15 protein-coding genes are annotated in these 22,289 nt (G+C 37.3%); 14 read left to right on the top strand and 1 reads right to left on the bottom strand.

Annotation, left to right across the window (positions count from 1 at the left end; genetic code table 11):
• Positions 1 to 665 precede the first annotated feature (665 nt).
• From GFU89_RS20870 to GFU89_RS20825, 11 genes are all read left to right on the top strand, one after another.
• Positions 666 to 1,988 (top strand): sigma-54 dependent transcriptional regulator, encoded by a 1,323-nt coding sequence (locus GFU89_RS20870; protein ID WP_318848956.1) that lies wholly within the window; start codon positions 666 to 668, stop codon positions 1,986 to 1,988.
• Positions 1,989 to 2,341: 353 nt separating this feature from the next.
• On the top strand, positions 2,342 to 2,419 hold the full coding sequence (locus tag GFU89_RS23370; RefSeq protein ID WP_077415921.1) for a potassium-transporting ATPase subunit F: 78 nt from the start codon (positions 2,342 to 2,344) through the stop codon (positions 2,417 to 2,419).
• Positions 2,420 to 2,425: 6 nt separating this feature from the next.
• Positions 2,426 to 4,120: a potassium-transporting ATPase subunit KdpA gene (gene kdpA, locus GFU89_RS20865; RefSeq protein WP_318848955.1), complete on the top strand. Its 1,695-nt coding sequence runs from the start codon at positions 2,426 to 2,428 to the stop codon at positions 4,118 to 4,120.
• Positions 4,121 to 4,298: 178 nt separating this feature from the next.
• Positions 4,299 to 6,338: a potassium-transporting ATPase subunit KdpB gene (gene kdpB, locus GFU89_RS20860; RefSeq protein WP_318848954.1), complete on the top strand. Its 2,040-nt coding sequence runs from the start codon at positions 4,299 to 4,301 to the stop codon at positions 6,336 to 6,338.
• A 10-nt stretch (positions 6,339 to 6,348) separates the two neighbouring features.
• A complete protein-coding gene (kdpC, locus tag GFU89_RS20855; RefSeq protein ID WP_318848953.1) occupies positions 6,349 to 6,906 on the top strand; it encodes a potassium-transporting ATPase subunit KdpC in 558 nt (185 codons plus the stop codon).
• 66 nt (positions 6,907 to 6,972) lie between these two features.
• Positions 6,973 to 8,058 (top strand): porin, encoded by a 1,086-nt coding sequence (locus tag GFU89_RS20850; protein WP_318848952.1) that lies wholly within the window; start codon positions 6,973 to 6,975, stop codon positions 8,056 to 8,058.
• Positions 8,059 to 8,115: 57 nt separating this feature from the next.
• Positions 8,116 to 9,225: a sensor protein KdpD gene (locus GFU89_RS20845; RefSeq protein WP_318848951.1), complete on the top strand. Its 1,110-nt coding sequence runs from the start codon at positions 8,116 to 8,118 to the stop codon at positions 9,223 to 9,225.
• A gap of 6 nt (positions 9,226 to 9,231) precedes the next feature.
• On the top strand, positions 9,232 to 10,947 hold the full coding sequence (locus GFU89_RS20840; protein ID WP_318848950.1) for an ATP-binding protein: 1,716 nt from the start codon (positions 9,232 to 9,234) through the stop codon (positions 10,945 to 10,947).
• Positions 10,948 to 11,235: 288 nt separating this feature from the next.
• Entirely contained in the window at positions 11,236 to 11,493 is a 258-nt protein-coding gene (locus GFU89_RS20835; protein WP_318848949.1) for a hypothetical protein, read from the top strand.
• 33 nt (positions 11,494 to 11,526) lie between these two features.
• A complete protein-coding gene (locus tag GFU89_RS20830) occupies positions 11,527 to 11,985 on the top strand; it encodes a hypothetical protein (protein ID WP_318848948.1) in 459 nt (152 codons plus the stop codon).
• A gap of 11 nt (positions 11,986 to 11,996) precedes the next feature.
• Positions 11,997 to 12,458 carry an STM3941 family protein gene (locus tag GFU89_RS20825; protein ID WP_318848947.1) on the top strand — a complete coding sequence of 154 codons (462 nt, stop codon included), beginning with the start codon at positions 11,997 to 11,999 and terminating at the stop codon, positions 12,456 to 12,458.
• A gap of 71 nt (positions 12,459 to 12,529) precedes the next feature.
• Here GFU89_RS20825 and ligA read toward each other — a convergent pair whose 3' ends face one another.
• Positions 12,530 to 14,536, bottom strand: a complete 2,007-nt coding sequence (gene ligA, locus GFU89_RS20820) for an NAD-dependent DNA ligase LigA (RefSeq protein ID WP_318848946.1) — start codon at positions 14,534 to 14,536, stop codon at positions 12,530 to 12,532.
• Between the two features lie 324 nt (positions 14,537 to 14,860).
• On the opposite strand from ligA, the gene GFU89_RS20815 reads away from it, so the two are divergent.
• The 3 genes from GFU89_RS20815 (at position 14,861) to GFU89_RS20805 (ending at position 22,283) form a co-directional block, all read left to right on the top strand.
• A complete protein-coding gene (locus GFU89_RS20815; RefSeq protein WP_318848945.1) occupies positions 14,861 to 17,944 on the top strand; it encodes a TonB-dependent receptor in 3,084 nt (1,027 codons plus the stop codon).
• A 154-nt stretch (positions 17,945 to 18,098) separates the two neighbouring features.
• Positions 18,099 to 18,845, top strand: a complete 747-nt coding sequence (locus tag GFU89_RS20810) for a glycerophosphodiester phosphodiesterase family protein (RefSeq protein WP_318848944.1) — start codon at positions 18,099 to 18,101, stop codon at positions 18,843 to 18,845.
• 477 nt (positions 18,846 to 19,322) lie between these two features.
• Entirely contained in the window at positions 19,323 to 22,283 is a 2,961-nt protein-coding gene (locus GFU89_RS20805; protein ID WP_318848943.1) for a SusC/RagA family TonB-linked outer membrane protein, read from the top strand.
• The last annotated feature ends 6 nt before the right edge of the window (positions 22,284 to 22,289 follow it).

The following is a 22,289-nucleotide window of genomic DNA, read 5'->3' as shown; positions in this document are numbered from 1 at the left end:
CCTATACCATACCCAACTGAAACCTAACTCCAAAGCAAGCACAAACATACAATCCCAAACATCAGTAATAAGCAATAAATAATAAGTAATCATTAATGAATAACTGTTCCTATTGCTACCAGTATCAAACGCTTTACATTGATCATTCATCACTCATCAATCATCATTGATCATTTATCATATCTCCTTCCTTGTCACTCGTAGGAGTCTAAACAAATACATTATTCTATTCTATCATCAAGTATATCTAAGATTATCAAATCACTTAAGTATTAAAAAACTTCTGTAGTATTCCTTAGAATCCTTTATACTCTGATCAATGTGGCTGGATTCCTACGAAATGACATAATTGGGATAGTAGATCTTAGAATGTAAATACTTACAACTCCTAGCCCCGCAACCCGGATCCCGAATCATTTATCATTCATAACTTATCATTTATTATTCGTCTCCCTCCTAGCCCCGATAGTAATGGTTACCCCGCAACTTAAGTAGGAGAGCCGATGGGTTTGAGCGAAGGAAAGCCAGGCGTGAGGAGTATGAATGGATAGCGGGAGAAAGCTCCTGAAATACCAGCTGTTATTCACTAAACTATTTCCTTATATAAACCTGTTTTACTCGAATAAATTCAATAAGTTTGTATCAGTTTTCCAAAAATAATTATAATGTCAGGAAACATTCTGATCATCGATGATGAGATCAAACTCCTTAAGTTACTGGGAATAATCCTCTCCCAAGAAAATTTTAATGTAAAAGAAGCTTCTACGGCACGTTCAGCAATGACAATGCTGGAGCAATATGATTTTGATGTTGTTTTAAGCGATGTCCGTCTCCCTGATGCTTTTGGAGTAGAATTGATAAAGTCTATTAAAAGCAAATATCCTCAGTTGGAAATTATTCTGATGACCGCATTTGGAAATATTACGGATGCAGTACAGGCGATGAAGAATGGTGCTTATGATTATCTTGTAAAAGGCGATGACAACGAGAAAATCATCCCGTTGGTATATAAAGCGCTCGATAAGGTAAAAGATAATAAATCAAGAGTTGTTCAACAAGTTGTGATCAAAGGATTTGACCAGATTATTGGTAAATCACCTTTAATTCTGCAGGCTAAGAAGCTAGCTGAAAAAGTAGCTTTAACGGATGCTGCTGTTCTTCTTACAGGGGAAACAGGCACAGGTAAAGAAGTTTTTGCCAGTGCCATTCATGAAGGGAGTGACAGAAAGAAAAACAGCTTTGTGGCAATCAACTGTTCAGCATTTAGTAAAGAGATTCTGGAAAGTGAGCTTTTCGGCCACAAGCAAGGGGCTTTTACAGGGGCGATAAAGGATAAAAAAGGGTTGATTGAAGAAGCCAATGGAGGAACTTTGTTCTTGGATGAAATTGGTGAGATGCCCATAGAACTTCAGGCTAAGCTGCTCAGGGTTTTAGAAACCAGAGAATTTATCAAAATGGGAGAAACGAAAGTTTCAAAATCTGATTTTAGATTAATTGCAGCGACCAACAGAGATCTGGAAGTCGAAATAAAACAGGGAAACTTTAGAGAAGACCTCTATTTCAGACTGAATGTATTTGAAATTAACCTCCCTTCTTTGCGCAATAGAAAAGAAGATTTGAAGGTACTTGCGAAGAACTTTATTGATCTTTTTTCTCACAAACTTCACCTGTCATCTGTTCAGGTGAGTCCGGACTATTATAAAGCGCTGGAAGTGAATGACTGGAAAGGAAACATTCGGGAATTGAGAAATGCCGTGGAGAGGAGTTTGATTTTAATGGATAATAATATCCTTGATGCTGGCAGCCTTCCACATTATTCTGAAAAAGTGGTTCCGGAAAGTGATTCTTTAAGTATGCGTACGCTGGAAAAAATACATATACAGAAAGTTTTACAATATACAAAAGGGAATAAAGCAGAAGCAGCCCGTTTACTGGAGATCGGTATTGCTACGCTGTACAGAAAACTTGAAGAATACGGATTGAAATAAATCTTTTATCATTTTAATAAAGAGCCTATCATTTTGATAGGCTTTTCTGTTTTTATATAGTTTGGTTTTATGTTGTAAAATACTGTTATTCAGTTTGTTGAATGCTTGTTTTTCAAAATGGACTTTCTTTTGGCATATAGTCTCTGAATAAAATATTTAAAAATGACAATTTCAAGAAAAACGTTTAAAAAACGGGAGCATTCTACTTTTAGTCAGCTGATTGTATCGTACGTATTACTGACTCTTTTAACCCTAATGATTAAGATATGATGCTTATAAGTTTAATGCTGCTTTTTGCAGTATTGTTTTGGCTTTTATATAAATCAGTTGAATTTTTTGATAGAATATAAATTATGTGGAGTTTATTTTTCCTCTCAATACTTGCCTTTGTGTATATCTGTTATGTTTTAATTAAACCTGAAAAATTTTAATTGGTCATGAGTACAGAAATTTTAGGCATTATAGCAATGTTTGCTATCACATTAGTTATCGGAATTTTTTTAGGAAAATACATTGCTAATGTTTATGGATATAAAAAGACTTTTCTTGATCCGGTTTTCGAACCAATTGAAAAGCTTATTTATAAATTATCGGGAATTAATCCTGCCCGTCAGATGAATTGGAAACAGAATATGTACGCCATGCTGACGATCAACCTTGTATGGTTCATTATTGGATTTCTTCTTTTACTGAATCAGGCCTGGCTTCCTTTAAATCCTGATGGAAACCCGAATATGTCACCCGATCTGGCCTTTAATACAACCATTTCGTTCTTAGTCAACTGTAATTTACAGCACTATTCGGGAGAAACGGGAGTGAGCTATCTGAGTCAGCTTTATCTGATGTTTTTACAGTTTGTAACGGCAGCAACAGGGATGGCGGCAATGGCTGTTCTTTTCAAGGCTTTTAAAGAAAAAACGAGCACAGAATTAGGTAATTTCTATGATTTTTTCACAAAATCAATGATCAGAATCCTGGTTCCGATCAGTGTAATTGTTGCTTTAATCCTTTCTATGAACGGAAGTCCAATGACCTTCGAAGGAAAAGATCATATCATCACATTAGAAGGCCAGAAGGCGGATGTTTCCAGAGGGCCTGTATCTGCATTTGTAGCAATCAAGCACTTAGGAACCAATGGAGGTGGATTTTTTGGAGCAAATTCGGCTCATCCCCTTGAAAATCCTAATTATATTACCAATATAACTGAGATGGTTACTCAGATGATCATTCCGTTTGCATTGGTATTTGCCCTGGGCTTTTACCTGAAAAAAAGAAAACTTTCATGGGTGATTTTTACCGTAATGACAGTCGGTTTTCTAGCGCTTACCATTCCGAATGTTGTGAATGAAACAGGCGGAAACCCTCTGATTACACAAATGGGAACAGACAGCAGTCTGGGAGCAATGGAAGGTAAAGAAATACGCTTTGGAAGTGCTTCATCCGGCTATTGGAGTATCGCAACTACAGTTATTTCCACAGGATCTGTGAACTCTATGCATGACAGTACAATGCCTCTTTCGGGGATGAACGAGCTGCTTGCTATGATGATCAACTGTTTCTATGGAGGCTGCGGGGTTGGAATCCTGAACTATTTCATCTTTATCATTCTGGCTGTGTTTATCAGTGGTCTGATGGTAGGACGAACCCCAGAATTTATGGGGAAAAAGATTGAGGCCAAAGAGATGAAGATTGCTATGATTGTGGCTTTATTCCATCCTTTCTTAATTCTTGCGGGAACAGCTTTAACGGCTTACTTACCGGAGTTCGGAGCAAAAACATTGAATAATCCCGGCTTCCATGGTTTCAGTGAAATGCTGTACGAATTTACTTCTTCTGCAGCGAATAATGGATCCGGATTTGAGGGACTGGGAGATAATACACCATGGTGGAATATTTCAACGGGAATTGTACTGCTGCTATCAAGATTCATCCCGATTATAGGCCCTATCGCTATTGCAGGACTATTAGCACAGAAAAAATATATCCCGGAAAGTTCAGGAACACTGAAAACAGATACAGCAACTTTCGGTTTTATGACCCTGGCGGTGATTTTACTGATTGCAGCGCTGTCTTTCTTCCCTGCATTGACATTAGGTCCTATTGCAGAGCAGATTCAGTATTTCTCAAAATAAAAATGTGAACATTAAAAATTAAAATCAATATTCAACCATTAAGGAAGCCGAAAAGTTAGAGACAGCTAGTCTGACACTTACTGAAACGTTCACCTAATATTATCCATATCTATTCTCAGCATTTGGCAGACCTTGATGGTTACTATTGATTTATAATGATATAAACTCTTTCAAAAAAATGAAAAATCAGTCACAAACATTGTTTCAAAGAGATTTGGTAAACGAAGCTATAAAACAGTCCTTCGTAAAGCTGAATCCGAAAATTATGTTTAAAAATCCAGTCATGTTCCTGGTGGAGATCGGAACCGTTGTCATGTTTATCGTAAGCATGTTCAGCCTGACTGGTGATAAAACCCAGGGAAGCTTTTCCTATAACTTTTTAGTATTTATTATCTTATTTTTCACGGTACTTTTTGCCAATTTTGCAGAAGCTATTGCAGAAGCAAGAGGAAAAGCACAGGCTGATACCCTTAGAAAAACAAGGGAAGAAACACCAGCTAAATTGGTGATTGATAACAAACCCGGATTTCAGGTAGAAACAGTGCTGAAAATGTCTGCTGAAATGACATTAGGCGATATTTTCCTGTGTGAAGCGGGAGATCAGATTCCGATGGATGGTGAGATTATTGAAGGTCTTGCAACCATTGATGAATCAGCAATTACCGGAGAAAGTGCACCTGTAATCCGTGAATCTGGAGGAGATAAAAGTTCTGTAACAGGAGGTACAAAAGTTCTTTCAGACAGAATTAAAGTAAAAGTAACAACAAAACCGGGAGAATCCTTCCTTGATAAAATGATTGCTCTTGTAGAAGGAGCATCAAGACAGAAAACACCTAACGAAATCGCATTAACTATACTTCTGGCAGGATTTACCCTTACATTTATCATTGTTACCCTCACTTTAAAGCCATTTGCTGACTATGCGCAGACACCAATTACTATTGCGGCATTTATATCTCTTTTCGTTTGTCTTATTCCGACAACAATTGGTGGTCTGCTTTCTGCAATCGGAATTGCAGGGATGGACAGAGCGTTGAGAGCGAATGTTATTACCAAAAGTGGAAAAGCTGTAGAAACGGCAGGAGATATTGATGTCCTACTGCTAGATAAAACAGGAACAATCACAATTGGAAACCGTAAAGCAACCCATTTCCATCCTTCTAACGGAATCCAGCTTGACGAATTCATTAAAGCTTCAGCATTAAGTTCTGTAGCCGATGAAACACCGGAAGGGAAATCAATCATTGAATTAAGTGCTTTGAAATCCGAAGATTTGTTGGTTGCAAATCCTACCTATATCGATTTTACAGCTGAAACCAGAACTTCGGGGATTGATTTTGATGAGACAAGAATCCGTAAAGGAGCTTATGATACAATAAAAAAACTGACTGAAAAAGCCGGGAATATCTTCCCACAGGAAACCCAGGAAGCGGTGACCAAAATTTCTGAAAACGGAGGAACTCCTCTGGTAGTTTCTGTGAATGAAAAAGTATGGGGCGTTATTGAGCTTCAGGATATCATCAAAACCGGAATTCAGGAACGTTTCCAGAGACTGAGAAAAATGGGAGTGAAAACGGTCATGGTAACCGGAGATAACCCTTTAACCGCCAAGTTTATTGCTGAAAAGGCTGGGGTAGATGACTTTATTGCCGAAGCCAAGCCTGAAGATAAGATGAATTACATCAAAAAGGAACAACAGGAAGGTAAGCTCGTAGCCATGATGGGAGACGGTACAAACGATGCTCCGGCGCTGGCTCAGGCAGATGTAGGTGTAGCAATGAACAGCGGAACACAAGCAGCGAAAGAAGCCGGAAACATGGTAGATCTTGATAACGATCCAACAAAACTGATCGAAATTGTGGAAATCGGGAAGCAGCTGCTGATGACAAGAGGGACTTTGACAACTTTCAGTATTGCAAATGACGTGGCGAAGTATTTTGCCATTATTCCTGCACTCTTTATCACTTTTATTCCTTCCCTTCAGAAGCTAAATATTATGAATCTTCACAGCCCTGAAACAGCTATATTATCAGCGGTTATTTTCAATGCGGTTATTATTCCGTTTCTGATTCCGCTGGCGTTGAAAGGAGTGGCTTATAAGCCGATCGGTGCAAGTGCATTATTGAGAAGAAACCTTTTGATCTACGGTCTGGGCGGGGTAATCGTTCCATTCATTGGAATCAAAATCATTGATCTGGTAATCAGTTTATTCTATTAAAATTTTAAAAATGAAAAATCATATTGTTTCAGCATTCAGATTAACTCTTGTAATGCTGGTGGTTACGGGAATTTATCTGGGCGTTGTATATGGAGGTTCTAAAATACTTCCCAACAAAGGAAACGGAGAAATTGTGTACAATAAAGGACAGAAGTTCTATGCCAATATCGGACAGGAATTCAAATCTGAAAAATACTTCCACGGCCGTCCTTCTTCAGTCAATTATAATGCAGCAGGAAGTGGTGGGAGCAACAAAGGTCCAAGTAATGAAGAATATCTGGAAACAGTTCAGAAAAGAATAGATACTTTAAAAATGAAAAACCCTGAAATGGGAAATGCGAAAGTTCCCGTAGAATTGGTTACGGCAAGTGGAAGCGGGCTGGATCCGGATATCTCTCAGGAAGGAGCTTTGTATCAGGCAAAGAGAATTGCACAGGCAAGAAACCTTTCAGAAGAGCAGATCAAAAGCTTAATTAATCATCAAACTGAAAAACCGTTTTTAGGACTTTTCGGACCATCAAAACTCAATGTACTGAAGCTTAATATTGCTTTAGACCAATTAAAATAATAAATTTAATAATCAATCATGTCAAGGTTTTAAACCTTGACATGATGAATACACCTTAAAACTAACGTGAAAAAATATCTAGCTATATGTGCACTATCAGGGCTGTTTTTAGCCAAAGCACAATCATCAGACTCATTGAAAACAGGTAATAAAGTTACTTTTTCCGCTTATGCAGAACTTTTTTATACCTATGATTTTAATGAGCCGGGCAATCATATGCGTCAAAACTTTTTATACTCATATAACAGACATAATGAAATGAATCTTAATCTGGGATTGGTTAAAGCCAACTATCAGAGTGAAAATCTACGTGCCAATGTTGCTTTAATGGCGGGAACGTATGCTCAGGATAATATGGCTGCTGAACAAAATGCACTGCGCTATGTAAACGAAGCCAATATAGGAATCAAAATTTCCAAAAACAAGAATTTGTGGATTGATGCAGGGATCATGCCTTCGCATATCGGTTGGGAAAGTGCTATAGGAAAGGATAATGTCAATCTGACAAGAAGTATAGCCGCTGAAAACTCTCCCTATTTTGAAACCGGAGCAAAAATTTCCTACACCTCAGATAACGGAAAATGGTTTGTAAGCGGATTGGTCTTGAACGGATGGCAGCGTATTGCCAAGCCGGAAGGAAACCAGAGTATTTCTTTTGGACATCAGGTGACTTATAAACCTAATGATAAAATTACCCTGAACAGCAGTTCATTCATAGGAAATGATAAAGCAAAAGAAGACAAAAGGATGCGCTATTTTCATGATTTGTATGGAAACTTTCAGCTGACAGATCAGTTTTCTGCGGTATTGGGATTTGATATCGGTGCAGAGCAGAAATCAAAAGGAAGTGAGCAGTATAATATGTGGTACAGCCCGAATGTTCAGATGAAATATCAATTGGATAACAAATGGGCGCTGGCAGGAAGATTAGAATATTACAATGATAAAAACGGAGTAATTATCAATACCGGAACTTCAAATGGATTTCAGACCTTTGGATATTCTCTCAATGTAGATTATGCTATCTTTAAAAATATTGTTTTCCGTACGGAGGCAAGAGGTTTTACTGCTAAAGATGCCATTTTTGCGAAAAATGATGAATTTAAAAAAGGTAATTTCTTCATTACAACAAGTCTCGCAGCATGGTTTTAGGAATCAGCTTAACCACAGTTGAACGTGTTTAAAGTAAAATTAAAAAGAATAAAATCAATGTCATCAGCAAAAGATTTTTTAGAACTGATTCAAAAGTCCCGTAAAGGAAAATTCAAAATTTATATCGGGATGAGTGCAGGTGTAGGGAAGAGCTTCCGTATGCTTCAGGAAGCGCATTCTCTTTTGCGAAATGGCATTGATGTAAAGATTGGCTATATTGAAACTCACGGCAGAGAAGAAACGGTAGCTCTTGCTGAAGGTCTCCCTGAAATTGAAAGGAAATCGGTTTTTTATAAAGGAAAGAACCTTGAAGAAATGGATCTTCAGGCCATTATTAATGAACATCCTGAAGTAGTTTTAGTAGATGAGCTGGCTCATACCAATGTAGAAGGCTCCAAAAATAAAAAAAGATGGCAGGATGTACTGGAAATCCTTGATAACGGAATCAACGTCATCAGTGCCATGAACATTCAGCACATTGAAAGTTTAAATGAAGAAGTAAAGAAAATCACCGGAGTGGAAGTGACAGAGCGGGTTCCGGATAAAATACTGGCACTCGCAGATGAAGTGGTGAATATAGACCTTACCGCAGATGAACTGCTGACCCGCTTGAAAGAAGGAAAGATCTATAAAAAAGAAAAAATTCAGACAGCGCTGAGCAATTTTTTCCAAAGCGGACATATTCTGCAGCTTCGTGAGCTGGCTTTGAAAGAAGTAGCCACCCACGTAGAGAGAAAGGTAGAAACAGAGATTAAAACAGAAAACTTTAAACCGATAAAATTCTTAGCCTGTATCAGCAGTAATGAGAAAATTGCCAAAACAATTATCCGGAAAACGGCAAGATTAGCCAGCTATTATAACAGTCCATGGACTGTTATATACATTCAGAAACCATCCGAAAATCCTGAAAAAATAGCGCTTGATAAACAGCGGTATTTGATTAATAATTTTAATTTAGCACAGGAATTAGGCGCCAAAGTAGTCCGGGTCAAAGAAAATAGTGTTCACAACGGAATTCTGGAATATGTGATAGCCCATAATATCACAACGGTCTGCATTGGAAAGCCTCATGCCAGTTTCTGGCAGCGGCTGTTGGGATACAGCTGGATTTATACCCTTATGAACAGGCTGAATGAAAGACAGATAGATATTATTATTTTATCTTAAAAAGTAATGAAACTTAAAACGAAACTTACCTTAGGCGTTGGCCTTTTATTTCTGCTGATTGTTCTGCTTTCAGTGATAGGTTCTGTATACATCAATAAATTAAAATCTGATACTGAAAAAATTCTTACTGCCAATTACAACAGTCTTGAGTTTTCTAAAAATATGCTTCTGGCCCTGGATCATATCAGTACAGACAGTACCGTTGCAGTAGCAGATTTCCAGAAAAATAACAAGCTGCAGGAAAAAAACCTTACGGAATTTGGTGAAAAAGAAGCCACCCAGAACCTGAATCTTCATTTTAACAGTTATCTGAAAGCTCCCGATATCAATAAAGAAAAACTGATCCGTGAAGATCTTGCGAAAATCATGTCTCTGAATATGAAAGGCATAGAACGGAAAAGTGATATCGCCATCATTACAGCAGAAAATGCCACTTTCTGGATCGTAAGTTTAGGAACCGTATGTTTTCTGATAGCTTTTATATTGCTTTTCAATTTACCACAAACGATTGCCGAGCCTATCAATCAATTGACATTCAGTATCAAACAGATTGCTGATAAAAATTATAATGAAAGGGTTCATTTTAAAGGAAGTGAAGAGTTTAGCAGTCTGGCAGACTCCTTCAACAGCATGGCAGAGAAACTTCAGGAGTACGAAAGCAGCACACTCTCTAAGCAATTGATGGATAAAAAACGGATCGAAACATTGGTCAATAATATGCATGATGCGGTGATTGGTCTGGATGAAAATCATTTTATCTACATGATCAATGATGAAGCTCTGAAGATCACCAACCTCCATAAAGAAGAAATTATTGGAAAAACGGCTCATGAAGTTGCTATTAACAACGATTTGATGCGTGAACTGCTGAAAAATATAGATCATCCTGTAAAAGATCCTATCAAGATTGTTCGGGATAACAAGGAAAATTATTTCGAGCAGGATATTATTCCCATCAATATTGTAAAAACAGGAGAAAAGGAAAAGAAATATATCGGAAAGGTAATTTTATTAAGAAATATTACTCCTTTTAAAGAACTTGATTTTGCCAAAACCAACTTCATTGCAACAATTTCCCATGAACTGAAAACACCTATTTCAGCAATCAAAATGGGGGTACAGCTTCTTGGAAATCAGAAATTCGGAGAACTGAACGAACAGCAGCAGGAATTGTTGAAAAGCATTAATGAAGATGGACAGCGTTTATTGGATATCACGGGTGAATTGCTTAACCTTTCTCAGGTAGAATCTGGAAATATCAGACTGACCGTAGAGAAATGCTCTCCTAAAGAAATTGTACAGACTGCTGTGAAAAATGTTGAAAAACTTGCCGAGCAGAAAAATATCTCGATTAGTACAGAATATCATTTGGAAGAAAGCGACGCTGTAACTGCAGATTTTGATAAAACAGTTTGGGTAATGAATAACTTCCTTACCAATGCTGTGAAGCATTCTTTTCAGGATGAAAATATTCAGATTATAGTAGAAAAACAGAACTCGTTCATTCAGTTCAGTATTATTGATACCGGAAGCGGAATTGACGAAAAATACCACCGTCAGATCTTTGACCGTTATTTCCAGGTTCCCGGAGAACATCAGAATGGAACAGGGCTTGGATTAGCAATTTCAAAGAATTTTATTGAAAAACAACACGGAGAAATAGGAGTGAAAAGTTCCCTGAACAATGGAAGTACGTTTTATTTCAGACTGCCGGTTTCATAAGGATTATTGTTATATCTTTGAATAAGAAAAATAACTGATTTTCTTAATTAAAACTTGTAATTTTATTCTTTTAAATTCATGGATCCTTTTTTCTATTTGCCATTGGCAGGTATAACATTTTTTATCATTTCAAGTGTTTTCTTTTTTATACGGAACAAAAAAATTATCGAAAAGTATAAACAGCCGGATGCAGTTGGGTTAAAAAATATCCGCGGGACTATTACTACAGTAACTAAGGGCAGTCTTAAAAATAGTACGAGGTTTCAATGGTGTAGTTTTGAAATTTTTATGAATCAGAATTCTATGTTTTTGTTTCCAAAAGATTTTTATATCATTCCCAGAAATTGTGTTAATCTCAGATTTGGATCAGATCGCAGAAATACAAGAAAACCGGAAGTTCTGAGAGAATTTCATATTCACGACAATTATGTTGAACTGATTCTTTATCCTGACTGGATGCCCAATACAAAACGGACAATCTCATTAAATGGATTGAAACAAGAAGAAATTTTACTGTTCAGGAAAGCTTTGCTTAAAGAAGCATAAACCTATATTCTTATATTTACGCTAAAATAAAAAATGAGAAAAACGTTAGGGCTCTTATTATTTTCAGTTTTACTAAGCATCCAGATCTCTGCTCAGACATTCACATTAGAACAGCTTAAAGGTTTCAACAAACTTACTATGGATGGGTTTAAAAAGGAAATGAAACAGTTGAAGTTCAAATTTTATGACAGAACTGAAGGCTTAAGCTTCGTTGTCATTGAATATGATTCCCCAGACTACACCTCGAAAATAGGGAAGTTTGAGTATACTGAAGAAAAATCAGAAGACAGGATTGAATTTGAATTTAAAGATAAAAAAGAATATAATCAGTATCTGAAACTGATATTGGCAGATCAATATAAGGAAACAGAAAAAGGAAAGATTATTACCAAAGAACCATACGTGGATTACTACAGGAATAAAGAGCATATCAGACTGATTCTGCCAAAGACCGGAGAAAGTTCTCCATATACTATTATTGTTTTCAAGTAAATTTAATAAGTATGGCAGAGGTTCATTTTTATTCCAATAAGATAAAAAGTCTTATAATGTTTATTATTTCATCTCTTTTCATTTTTATTTTTTTTAATAAAGATTTGGAAAATGAGGGATTAGGAATAATAATCATTTTTTATCTGGGGTTTTTACTTTTCTCATTTGGATTTGTTTATTCAATACTGCTGTTATTTGGGACAAAGCCATTATTAACAATTACTGATAAGCAGATTATCATTTATAGCTTATTGAGAAAGCCCACAACGATCAATTTTGAAGCTATTTTGTCATTTTATATTTCAAATACAACATTTCGGGGAATAAAAACAAGTGAGTCTATTTGTATTACCATAAAAGATGATCCTTTTGATAGAAAAGGAAATATTATAAATACAGACCTGTTGAATGTGAAAACAAATGCTTTGTTGGAAGAATTGAATTGTAGAAGAGCTATTATTTGTAAGAGCTAAGAAATTGATAACAAAAAAGGCTGTGAAATTTATCACAGCCTTTTTTTATTTAATAATCAAATAATTGTCCTTTATTGCTTTTCAATCAAATCCAAAAACTGCTGCTCATCCAGAATCGTAATTGTTCCGATATCCTGAGCTTTTTTCAGCTTACTTCCTGCTTTTTCACCTACCACAAGATAGTTGAGGTTTTTTGAAACGGCAGAAATATTTTTTCCACCATGCTTTTCTACCATTTCCTCAGCAGATTCTCTGGTGAATAATGATAATTTTCCGGTGAAAAGGAAAGTTTTTCCTTCCAGAACATTGGATAAAACTTCATTGGTACTTTCTCCTTTTACAAGCTGTACTCCGTAAGATTTTAAACGTTCGATCATCAACACGTTTTCAGAATTCTGGAAGAAATCAACGATGCTTATAGCAATCTTAACTCCAATATCTTCTACCTGGCAAAGCTCCTCAACAGTAGCATTCTTTAATTCTTCAATGGTTGGGAAGTTTTTGACCAGTTTCTTGGCAACCGTCTCTCCCACATGCTTGATTCCGATTCCATACAATACTTTCTCAAAAGCAATTTCTTTGGATTTCTCAATTCCTGAGATGATATTCTGAGCAGATTTCTCAGCCATTCTTTCCAGCGGAAGAAGCTGTTCTTTTGTCAAAACATAAAAATCAGCAGGATTTTCAACCAGTTTTTCTCTGTACAGCTGCTCAATCGTTTCACTTCCCAGATTATCAATATTCAATGCTTTTCTGGAAACATAATGAATCATTCTTCCCACTACCTGTGGCGGGCAGTGAAGTTCGTTCGGACAGAAATGAATGGCCTGATCTTCAACTTTTACAAGCTCGGTGCCACATTCTGGACAGTGTTTGATATATTCAATTTCCGTGCTCTCTTCCGTTCTTTTATCTGTGTTTACGCCTACAATTTTTGGAATAATTTCACCCCCTTTTTCTACATACACAAAATCATGCTCATGAAGATCCAGTTTCTTAATGATATCTTCATTATGGAGAGATGCTCTTTTAACGATAGTTCCGGCCAGTAAAACAGGTTTAAGATTAGCAACCGGAGTAATGGCACCCGTTCTTCCCACCTGATAAGACACACTCTGAAGTTCTGTCTCTACCTTTTCTGCTTTAAATTTATAAGCCATTGCCCAACGCGGAGATTTAGCTGTATAGCCAAGCTGTCTCTGCTGCTGTAATGAATTCACTTTTAAAACGATACCATCAATTTCAAAAGGAAGATTATGACGCTCCGTATCCCAGAAAGTGATAAATTCCTGTACCTCAGCCATGGTTTTACATAATTTTGCCTGCTGAGAAGTCTTAAAGCCCCAGCTCTGCGCTTTCTGAAGCAGTTCCCAATGGGTTTCTGCAGGAATATCTTCAGAAATAAACTGGTATAACACAGAAGAAAGCCCGCGTTTTCTTACCTCAGCACTGTCCTGCATTTTCAAACTTCCGCTGGCTGTATTTCTTGGATTCATGAAGGGATCCAGCCCCTCTTCCTCACGTAGTACATTGAGCTTATCAAAGTTTTTTCTGGTCAGATAAATTTCTCCACGCATAAAAAACGGTGTTGGAAAATCACCTTTTAACGTCAGAGGAATATCTGAAATGGTACGTACATTCGGAGTGATTTCATCCCCCTGAAAACCGTCACCACGGGTAACAGCCTGTGACAGCTTTCCATTTTCATAAAGAATAGAAATGGAAGCACCGTCATACTTCAGTTCAGCAACAAATTCTACCGGATCTTCAATGGTTTTGATGATTCTCTTTTCCCAGTCTTCCAGGTCGTCAAAATCATAGGAATTATCCAGTGAGTACATTCTGAATTTATGCTGAATGGTAGGAAAAACCTTAGTAACACCACCACCTACACGTACCGTAGGCGAGTTCTCATCATAAAATTCCGGGTACTTTGCCTCCAGATCCTGAAGTTCCTGCAGAAGCATGTCGAATTCAAAATCCGTAATGGTAGGAGTATCCAGTTGGTAATAGTTGTCGTTATGCTGGTGAAGCTCTTTGCGGAGCTGTTCTATCTTTTGTTGAATGTTTTCAGACATTGGGTTTCTATCTTTTGAGCAAAAATAACTAAAGTAATTGCATTTAAAAAATAACAGAATTAAATAGTACAGGAAAATTAAAAATACGTAATATGTCTTAACAGACTGGTTTTGTATGGAATAAAGTATTTGTTTAAAGTAATTTAACATAACGTTCTGATTTAATTAAAAAAATGTTAAAACTTTCTTAAACACCCCGCTCTTAAAGTCAAAATACCTTTGCACATCTGATTGAAAGAAACCTCAACATGATCTATTAACATGAAAATCAAAGAGGTTTCCTGGCGAACATCAAAAAATTAATCATAAAGATCTTCGGAAGAAATGAAAAAAGTAAAGATTGTATTGGGATTATTGTTTTTAGGGCTTGGGACAATGGCGTATGCACAAACCACGCAGGCTTCTATTGTAGGGAAAGTTATCGGACCGGGAAATGCGGCTCAGGAAAAAGTGAAAGTAACGATCGTGAACGAGTCTACAGGATTCAAAACGGAAACGGAAACAAACTCAAAAGGGGAGTATATTTTTAAGGAAATACCTCTTGGAGGGCCTTATACAGTGATTGTAAACGAGGATAAAAAAGAAGGTTACAATGTGAACTTCGGAGATCAGGTTACTGTAAATATGGATCTGGGGAATGAAAAGACTATTGAGGAAGTAAAAATTACCGGAAACCTTAAAAACAAGATCGGAAACCTTGGAGCAGCTACAGCAATTTCTGCTAAAAACATCAGTATGCTGCCTGTGAACGGCCGAAACTTTACCAACCTCGCTGAACTTTCACCATTAAGTGGAAAAGGAGGAAACCTTTCAGGTCAGTTAGGATCTTCCACCAATTTTACGATTGACGGGATGACTGCAAAAAATCCAACTTCTGCAGGATCTACTACCAGCCGAAGCGGTGCCCCTTTCTCAATTTCTATTGAAGCAGTACGTGAATTCAAAATCACAACCAACCAATACGATGTGACTTTGGGAAGAAGTGGAGGTGGAACCGTAAGTGCTGTTACCAAATCAGGAACCAATAAATTTTCTGGAAGTGCATGGGAATATTTAAGAACAAACTGGCTTTCCAGCCCCTATGACATCAGAGGAAACAAAAGAGATAATGATTTCTCTACTTCTCAGTTCGGTTTTTCATTGGGAGGACCCATTATTAAAAACAAATTACATTTCTTCGTAGCATGGGACCACCAGCTTGATTCAAGACCTTTGGTGATTGCAGATATCAAATCTCCGGATGATGAGAAGAGATTCAATACTACGACGCAGACTCTTAATCAGTTTCTGGATATTGCAAGAGCAAAATACGGGGTAGGAAATACACCACAATTCGGAACTTTTGATAAAGTGAGAAACTCTGATGCTGCCTTCTTACGTCTTGACTGGCAGATCAATGAAAAGAACTTATTAACGCTTAGAAATAACTTTACTTACGACCTTAATAAAAACGGTCTTGGGGATAATACCAATATCAATTTCTTTGAATCTTACGGAAATGATAAAAACCTTGACAACAGTTTGTTATTAACTCTAAGATCGAATTTGCAGCCTAATTTAACCAATGAATTAAAGGCTCAGTATCTTTATACTTTCCAGGACAGTTATCAAAATAATCAATTAGGAAAACCTGTTCCGAGAGCTATTGTTGAAGGAGTAGCTTCCAGTGCAGGATCTACGAATATTCAGTTCGGAGGGCACCGTTTTGCCCAGGAAGGTTTTACAAATAATGTGTTTCAAATTGTAGATAACCTATATTACAACACAGATAAGGTAAAATATACATTTGGAGCTGACCTTATGTATACATCAGCAAAATCTGTGTACGGAAGTGAGGTGAACGGAAGATTCCATTTCCAGGGAATGAGTAATTTTGATGCAATGACTCCTTACCGATTCTACAGAGAAGTTCCTTTGATGGAAGATCCGTCTGTAAGATCAAATATCTGGAACATTGGTATCTATGGACAATTCCAGACCAAAGTGGCTAAAGGTCTTGATTTAATGGCTGGTTTAAGATTAGATTACGGAGGTTATCCGAAAGCAGAATTCAATCAGAAGCTGTTTGATGAAATGGGAATCAGAACTGATAATCAGATCAAATCATTTGTGATCCAGCCAAGATTCCAGTTTGATTGGAATATCAATGAAGGAAATAAAGACTTCCTGAAATTCGGAGCCGGAATTTTCTCTTCAGATATCAACAACTATATGATCATTAACAACCTTGTATTCGATGGAAAGCATCTGGCTACAGTGGATGTAACGGGTAAAGATGTTCCGTTCCCGGACTTCAACAGTTACCGAAATGATTATAACTCTGCTCCTTCTCTTTCCCAGTATCAGATTCCAACCATTAACTATACGGGTAAAGATGCAAAAATTCCAATCGTTTATAAAGCGAATATCTCTTATACCCATTTCTTCAATGAAAGATTCAGAGCGGGAATCGCAGGATATATGGCTTTAGGTAGAAATAATTATTATTACTATGACAGAAACATGGTGGCCAATCCGTTCTTTACATTGGCTAATGAAGGGGGAAGAGGAGTATTTATCCCTACAGGTGCTATTACCAATAATGCCAATAATAGTGTAAGCTTCGACTGGAAACAGGGAAGAATCAACAAAAACTTTGGAAGAGTACTGGAATTGGTGAGTGACGGTAAAGTAAACCAGTTCTCATTCGTTATCGATACAAGTTACCGTTACTGGAAAGATGGGGAAATCACTGCAAGTTATACATGGTCTGATATTAAAGACAATACCTCTTACAACGGAAACGTAGCAAACTCTGCAACATTATCTACCATGATTCAGAGCGATCCGAGAGATTTGAGAATGACTTATTCTGACAACCAGTTCCGTAATAAAGTGGTAATCTATGGTAACTCTCCAACCGTTGCCGGATTTACTTTAGGGATCAGATATTCAGGAATTGGAGGAACACGTTTCTCAGCAACAACAGGAGGAAATATCAATGGAGACTTCGTAGATTCCAATGACCTTGCCTTTATCTTCCCGAATCTTACCCAATCCGTTTTAGATGATCCACAGGTGGGACAGGCTCTGAAAGATTATATCAACGAATACAACGGAAAAATCGCAGAACGTAATGGTGGTAAAAACGGATTCTACGGAGTTTGGGATGTCCGTGTTGCCAAAAAAATTAAATTCGATAAAGTAGGTGCTTTCGAACTTTCTGTAGATATCTTCAATGTGGCGAACCTGCTTAATAAAGAATGGGGTGTAAACAACTCATATGGAAATACCTCTCTGTATAAAGTAACCAGATTTAATAAGGATACCATGCAGTATGAATATACCAAAAACGTAAGTGGAGGAGGTCTGGTTCCAATGACAGGAAATCCATACCAGATCCAGATTGGTGCAAAGTATTCCTTCTAATAATTATCTTTTTAATCACTGAAGACATAAAAGAAATGTAAAGAACTACGATTAATATCAGTTTAAAATCTTTTATGTCTTTGTGGTTTCCATATTTTAATAACTACCTTTATCAGAAAGTTTCAGGACTTTTTTTAATTATCTAAATTATATTATGAAAAATTTTATCTTAGGGTTAGCAGTTTTAAGTACAGTTATGATGAAAGCACAAACCCAGATTATTGCCCATAGAGGATACTTCCAGGCTCAGCCTCCTACAACGGAGAACTCGATTCAATCATTGGAAAATGCCCAGAAATTAAAAATATATGGGTCTGAATTTGATGTAAGAATGACAAAAGATGGTGTATTGGTGATCAATCACGATGAACATCATGGTAAAATGGAAATTTCTGAAGCTACATTCAAAGAATTGGAAGCATTGAAATTATCCAATGGAGAAAAATTCCCGATCTTAAAAGATTATTTAAAACAGGGAAAAAAAGATAAATCTTTAAAACTGATCGTTGAGATCAAGCCTGCCAAGACTCCGGAAATTGAAAATGAAATTACTGAGAAAACAATCAAAATGATCAAGGATATGAAGCTGGAATCTCAGAGCGAATTTATTTCTTTCAGCCTTAATATCTGTAAAGAGATCAAAAAGCAAGCTCCTTCCTTTAAAGTGCAGTATCTGAACGGAGAACTTTCTCCTGAGCAGATTAAAAAAGAGGGATTGGACGGTATGGATTACCATTACAGCGTTTTCCAGAAAAACCCTACCTGGATTGCTGAAGCTAAAGCATTAGGATTAATTACCAACTCATGGACCGTAAATGACGTTGCCGTCTACGATGAATTGAAAAAGCAGGGAATTGGGTTTGTAACAACCAATATTCCTGACCAGTTGAAGAATAAATAACAGTTGAAAATTTCTCTCAAAGAGTACAACTGAAAACGAAATACTCCCCTCCTCCAGCGGGGTGGCGAAAATTCAAAGAATTTTTGACGAGGTGGTTTACAACACTTCTCAACCAAGCCAACAATTTACACAGTCTGCCTTTTATAAAGGGGCAGACTGTTTCTTTGTAAGGGGTTAGGCCCTTATTTTAAGTGATCACAAGAAAATAGTATAATTGGAATTAGTTTATGGTGTTGTAAATCAATAATTTGTATATTTCATGTGGTATTATCTCAAGTAAAGACAATAAAGATACATAAATACAGCTGTAGACTGGTATTAAAAATACTTAATTGCTTAATTGTTTGTTGTTTAAGTATTTATGTAATGTTATTAAGGCTGGATTAATATATGGTTTAATAAATTTTTAAGAAACGTTAAAACTGTGTTAAGATCATCCTTGTAATGTCGTTCTAATTTTGCGCAAACAAAAAGTAAATGCGTAAAGAGACACAAAAACTGTTGGTTTTGTCACTGTTAGGATTCGTCAGCGTTAATCTGGCGGCCCAGCAGAAAGCTAAAAAAGACACGGTTAAAGGACTTGACGAAGTAGTAGTAACCGCTTTGGGGATCAAGAGACATGACAGGGGCTTAGGATATGTTGCAGAAAAAGTAGAAGCCAAAACATTTGAAGAAACCCAGAACAACAACTGGGCACAATCAATGGAAGGGAAAGTGGCAGGGCTTAAAGTTCAGACGGCTGGAGCAGGACCGCTTGGAACCTCCAGAATTACGTTGAGAGGAGAAAAATCCATTATGATGGATCATAACTATGCTCTTATTGTAGTGGATGGCGTTCCATTGGGAAATTCTACCACAGGTTCCGGTACGGCAGCCTATGGAGCAGGTTCTGGAGGTGATGTTCCGATCGACCTTGGAAACGGATTAAACAGCATCAATCCGGACGATATTGAATCTGTAACCGTATTGAAAGGAGCTTCTGCAGCCGCATTATACGGATCGCGTGCCGCTAACGGAGCACTAATGATCACTACAAAATCCGGAAAAACGAAAAACGGAAAACTGAGAGTAGCCTTTAATTCTTCTTCAAGCTTTGATTCTGTATTGAAATGGCCGGACTACCAGTATGAATACGGACAGGGAACATTGGCAACAAATGCTGGAAACTTCTACTACTCGTATGGCCTTTCTGCAGATGGGCCAAGTACAGGAGGTACAAGTAGTGCTTTCGGTCCTAAATTCGCCGGACAGTATTACTTCCAATATGACCCCAATGTAATGGGACAAAGCAAGGAAAGACAACTGTGGAGACCTTATGAAAATAACATCAAAAGTTTCTGGCAGACAGGTTCTACCTACTCCAACAGTATTTCCGTAGAAAGTTCCAACGAGAAAACAAGTTTCAGATCTTCACTTACGTACCTTAATAATGAGTGGATGATGCCGAATACAGGCTTTGACAGGTTCAATTTTGCCTTATCTTTTGCCCATCAGCTTACCCAAAAATTAAAAATCTCAACAAAATTTGCTTATAACACTACTACCAGTGACAACCTTCCTGCGACAGGATACAACAACCAGTCGATCTCTTATTTCATGATCTTCCAAAATCCCAATGTGGATCTGGAATGGTATAAGCCGATCTGGAAGCCGGGTCAGGAACAGGTTGACCAAATCCATCCTTTCAGCTCCTTTATTGACAATCCTTATATGATCGCTTACGAAATGGTGAATGGGGTCAGAAAAAAGACCATTACAGGAAACATTACGGCAGATTATCAGTTTAATAAAAATTTCAGTCTGATGCTGAGGTCGGGTATTGAAATTCTGAATGAAAAAAGAACCACCAAAAGACCATGGAGCTCTGCAAACTATCTGAAAGGTTTCTACAGAGAACAGTTTATCAAAAATCAGGAATATAATAATGACCTTTTATTCTCTTACAAAGCAGATTGGAATAAATTCAGTGTTTCCGCCTCTGCAGGGGGAAGTATCCGTTATAATGAATACCTGATGACTGATTATCAGGCTATCGGATTGAAAACAGCAGGGGAATACAGCCTTACCAACGCTCTCAATATTCCGGTTAAATATCCTGCACCAAGAGACAAGCATGTAGACAGTGTTTATGGATTGCTTACATTGGGATATGACAATAAAATATTTGTAGACGTTACCGGAAGAAATGATTGGAGTTCTACACTTCCGAAGCAAAACAGATCTTTCTTCTATCCTTCAGTAAGTACCAGCTTCATTCTATCAGATATTTTTAACCTGAAAAGCAATAATCTGAACTTATGGAAACTGAGAGCTTCATGGGCGAAAGTAGGGATAGACAGTGATCCTTATCTTCTGGATAATTATTATACAGGAAGTAATATTACAGGAAGCGTAATAGCGCCTACAACTTTTAATAATCCTTCTCTTAAACCTGAAAAAAATACCAATATTGAAGCTGGTATGGATTTCAGTTTTTTCAAAAATAGGTTGAATCTAAATCTTACCGCTTATCAGAACGTCAGTGAAAACCAGATTATTCCTGTTTCACTGCCTCCCGAAAGCGGATATTCCAAAAGGATAATCAATGCCGGGAAAATCAGAAACAGAGGGCTTGAACTTTCAGCCGATATTTTAGCTGTAAAAGGAAAAGACTTCTCATGGAAAGTAGGAGGGAACTGGTCTACCAACGAAAACAGGGTGATGACTTTGCCCGAAGGATTTGACGGAATCGTTTCCAATGTAGGAGATGTGGTATTCTATAAAATGGAAGTGGGAGGTTCTCTTGGAGACATGTATGGATTTAAATTATTAAGAACCCCGGACGGAAAAGTAATTTACGGGGATAACGGACTTCCGGGAAGACCGGCCGATATTGAAAAAGTAGGCAATGCATTTCCGAAATGGCGAGCAGGTCTTCAGAATGACTTCAAGATCAAAAACTTTACAATAAGCTTCTCATTTGACGGTCAGTATGGTGGTATTGCTTATTCACAGTCACATCATAAAATGTCTGAACAGGGAAAACTGAAATCTACTCTTCCCGGAAGAGATAATCCTGGCGGAATGATTGTAGGAGATGGTGTTGTACAGAACCCAGACGGATCTTTCACCCCGAATACAAAAGGCGTACTGGTATCTTCCTATTACGGAGATTATTATAGAAGAGCCAATGTGGAAACCAACAGCTTCAGCACAGATTTTATTAAGCTGAGAGATGCCAGAATTGCTTATTCTTTCCCGAAAGAAACCATAAAATCAATTGGTCTGGATGATCTTACGATTGCCATTTTCGGAAAGAACCTGTGGATGTGGACGAAATTCCCATTGTTTGATCCTGAAGTCGCTACGCTGGACAATGCAACCATTACTCCAGGAGTAGAGATGGGACAGCTTCCAACGGCAAGAACAGTTGGTTTTCAGTTAAATCTTAAATTCTAAAATCTT

It is taken from the genome of Chryseobacterium sp. JV558, from assembly GCF_033712365.1.
In the GTDB taxonomy this organism is placed as follows: Bacteria; Bacteroidota; Bacteroidia; order Flavobacteriales; family Weeksellaceae; genus Chryseobacterium.
Note: the sequence above shows the minus strand (reverse complement) of the source record. Positions and strands in the feature narration are given on the sequence as shown.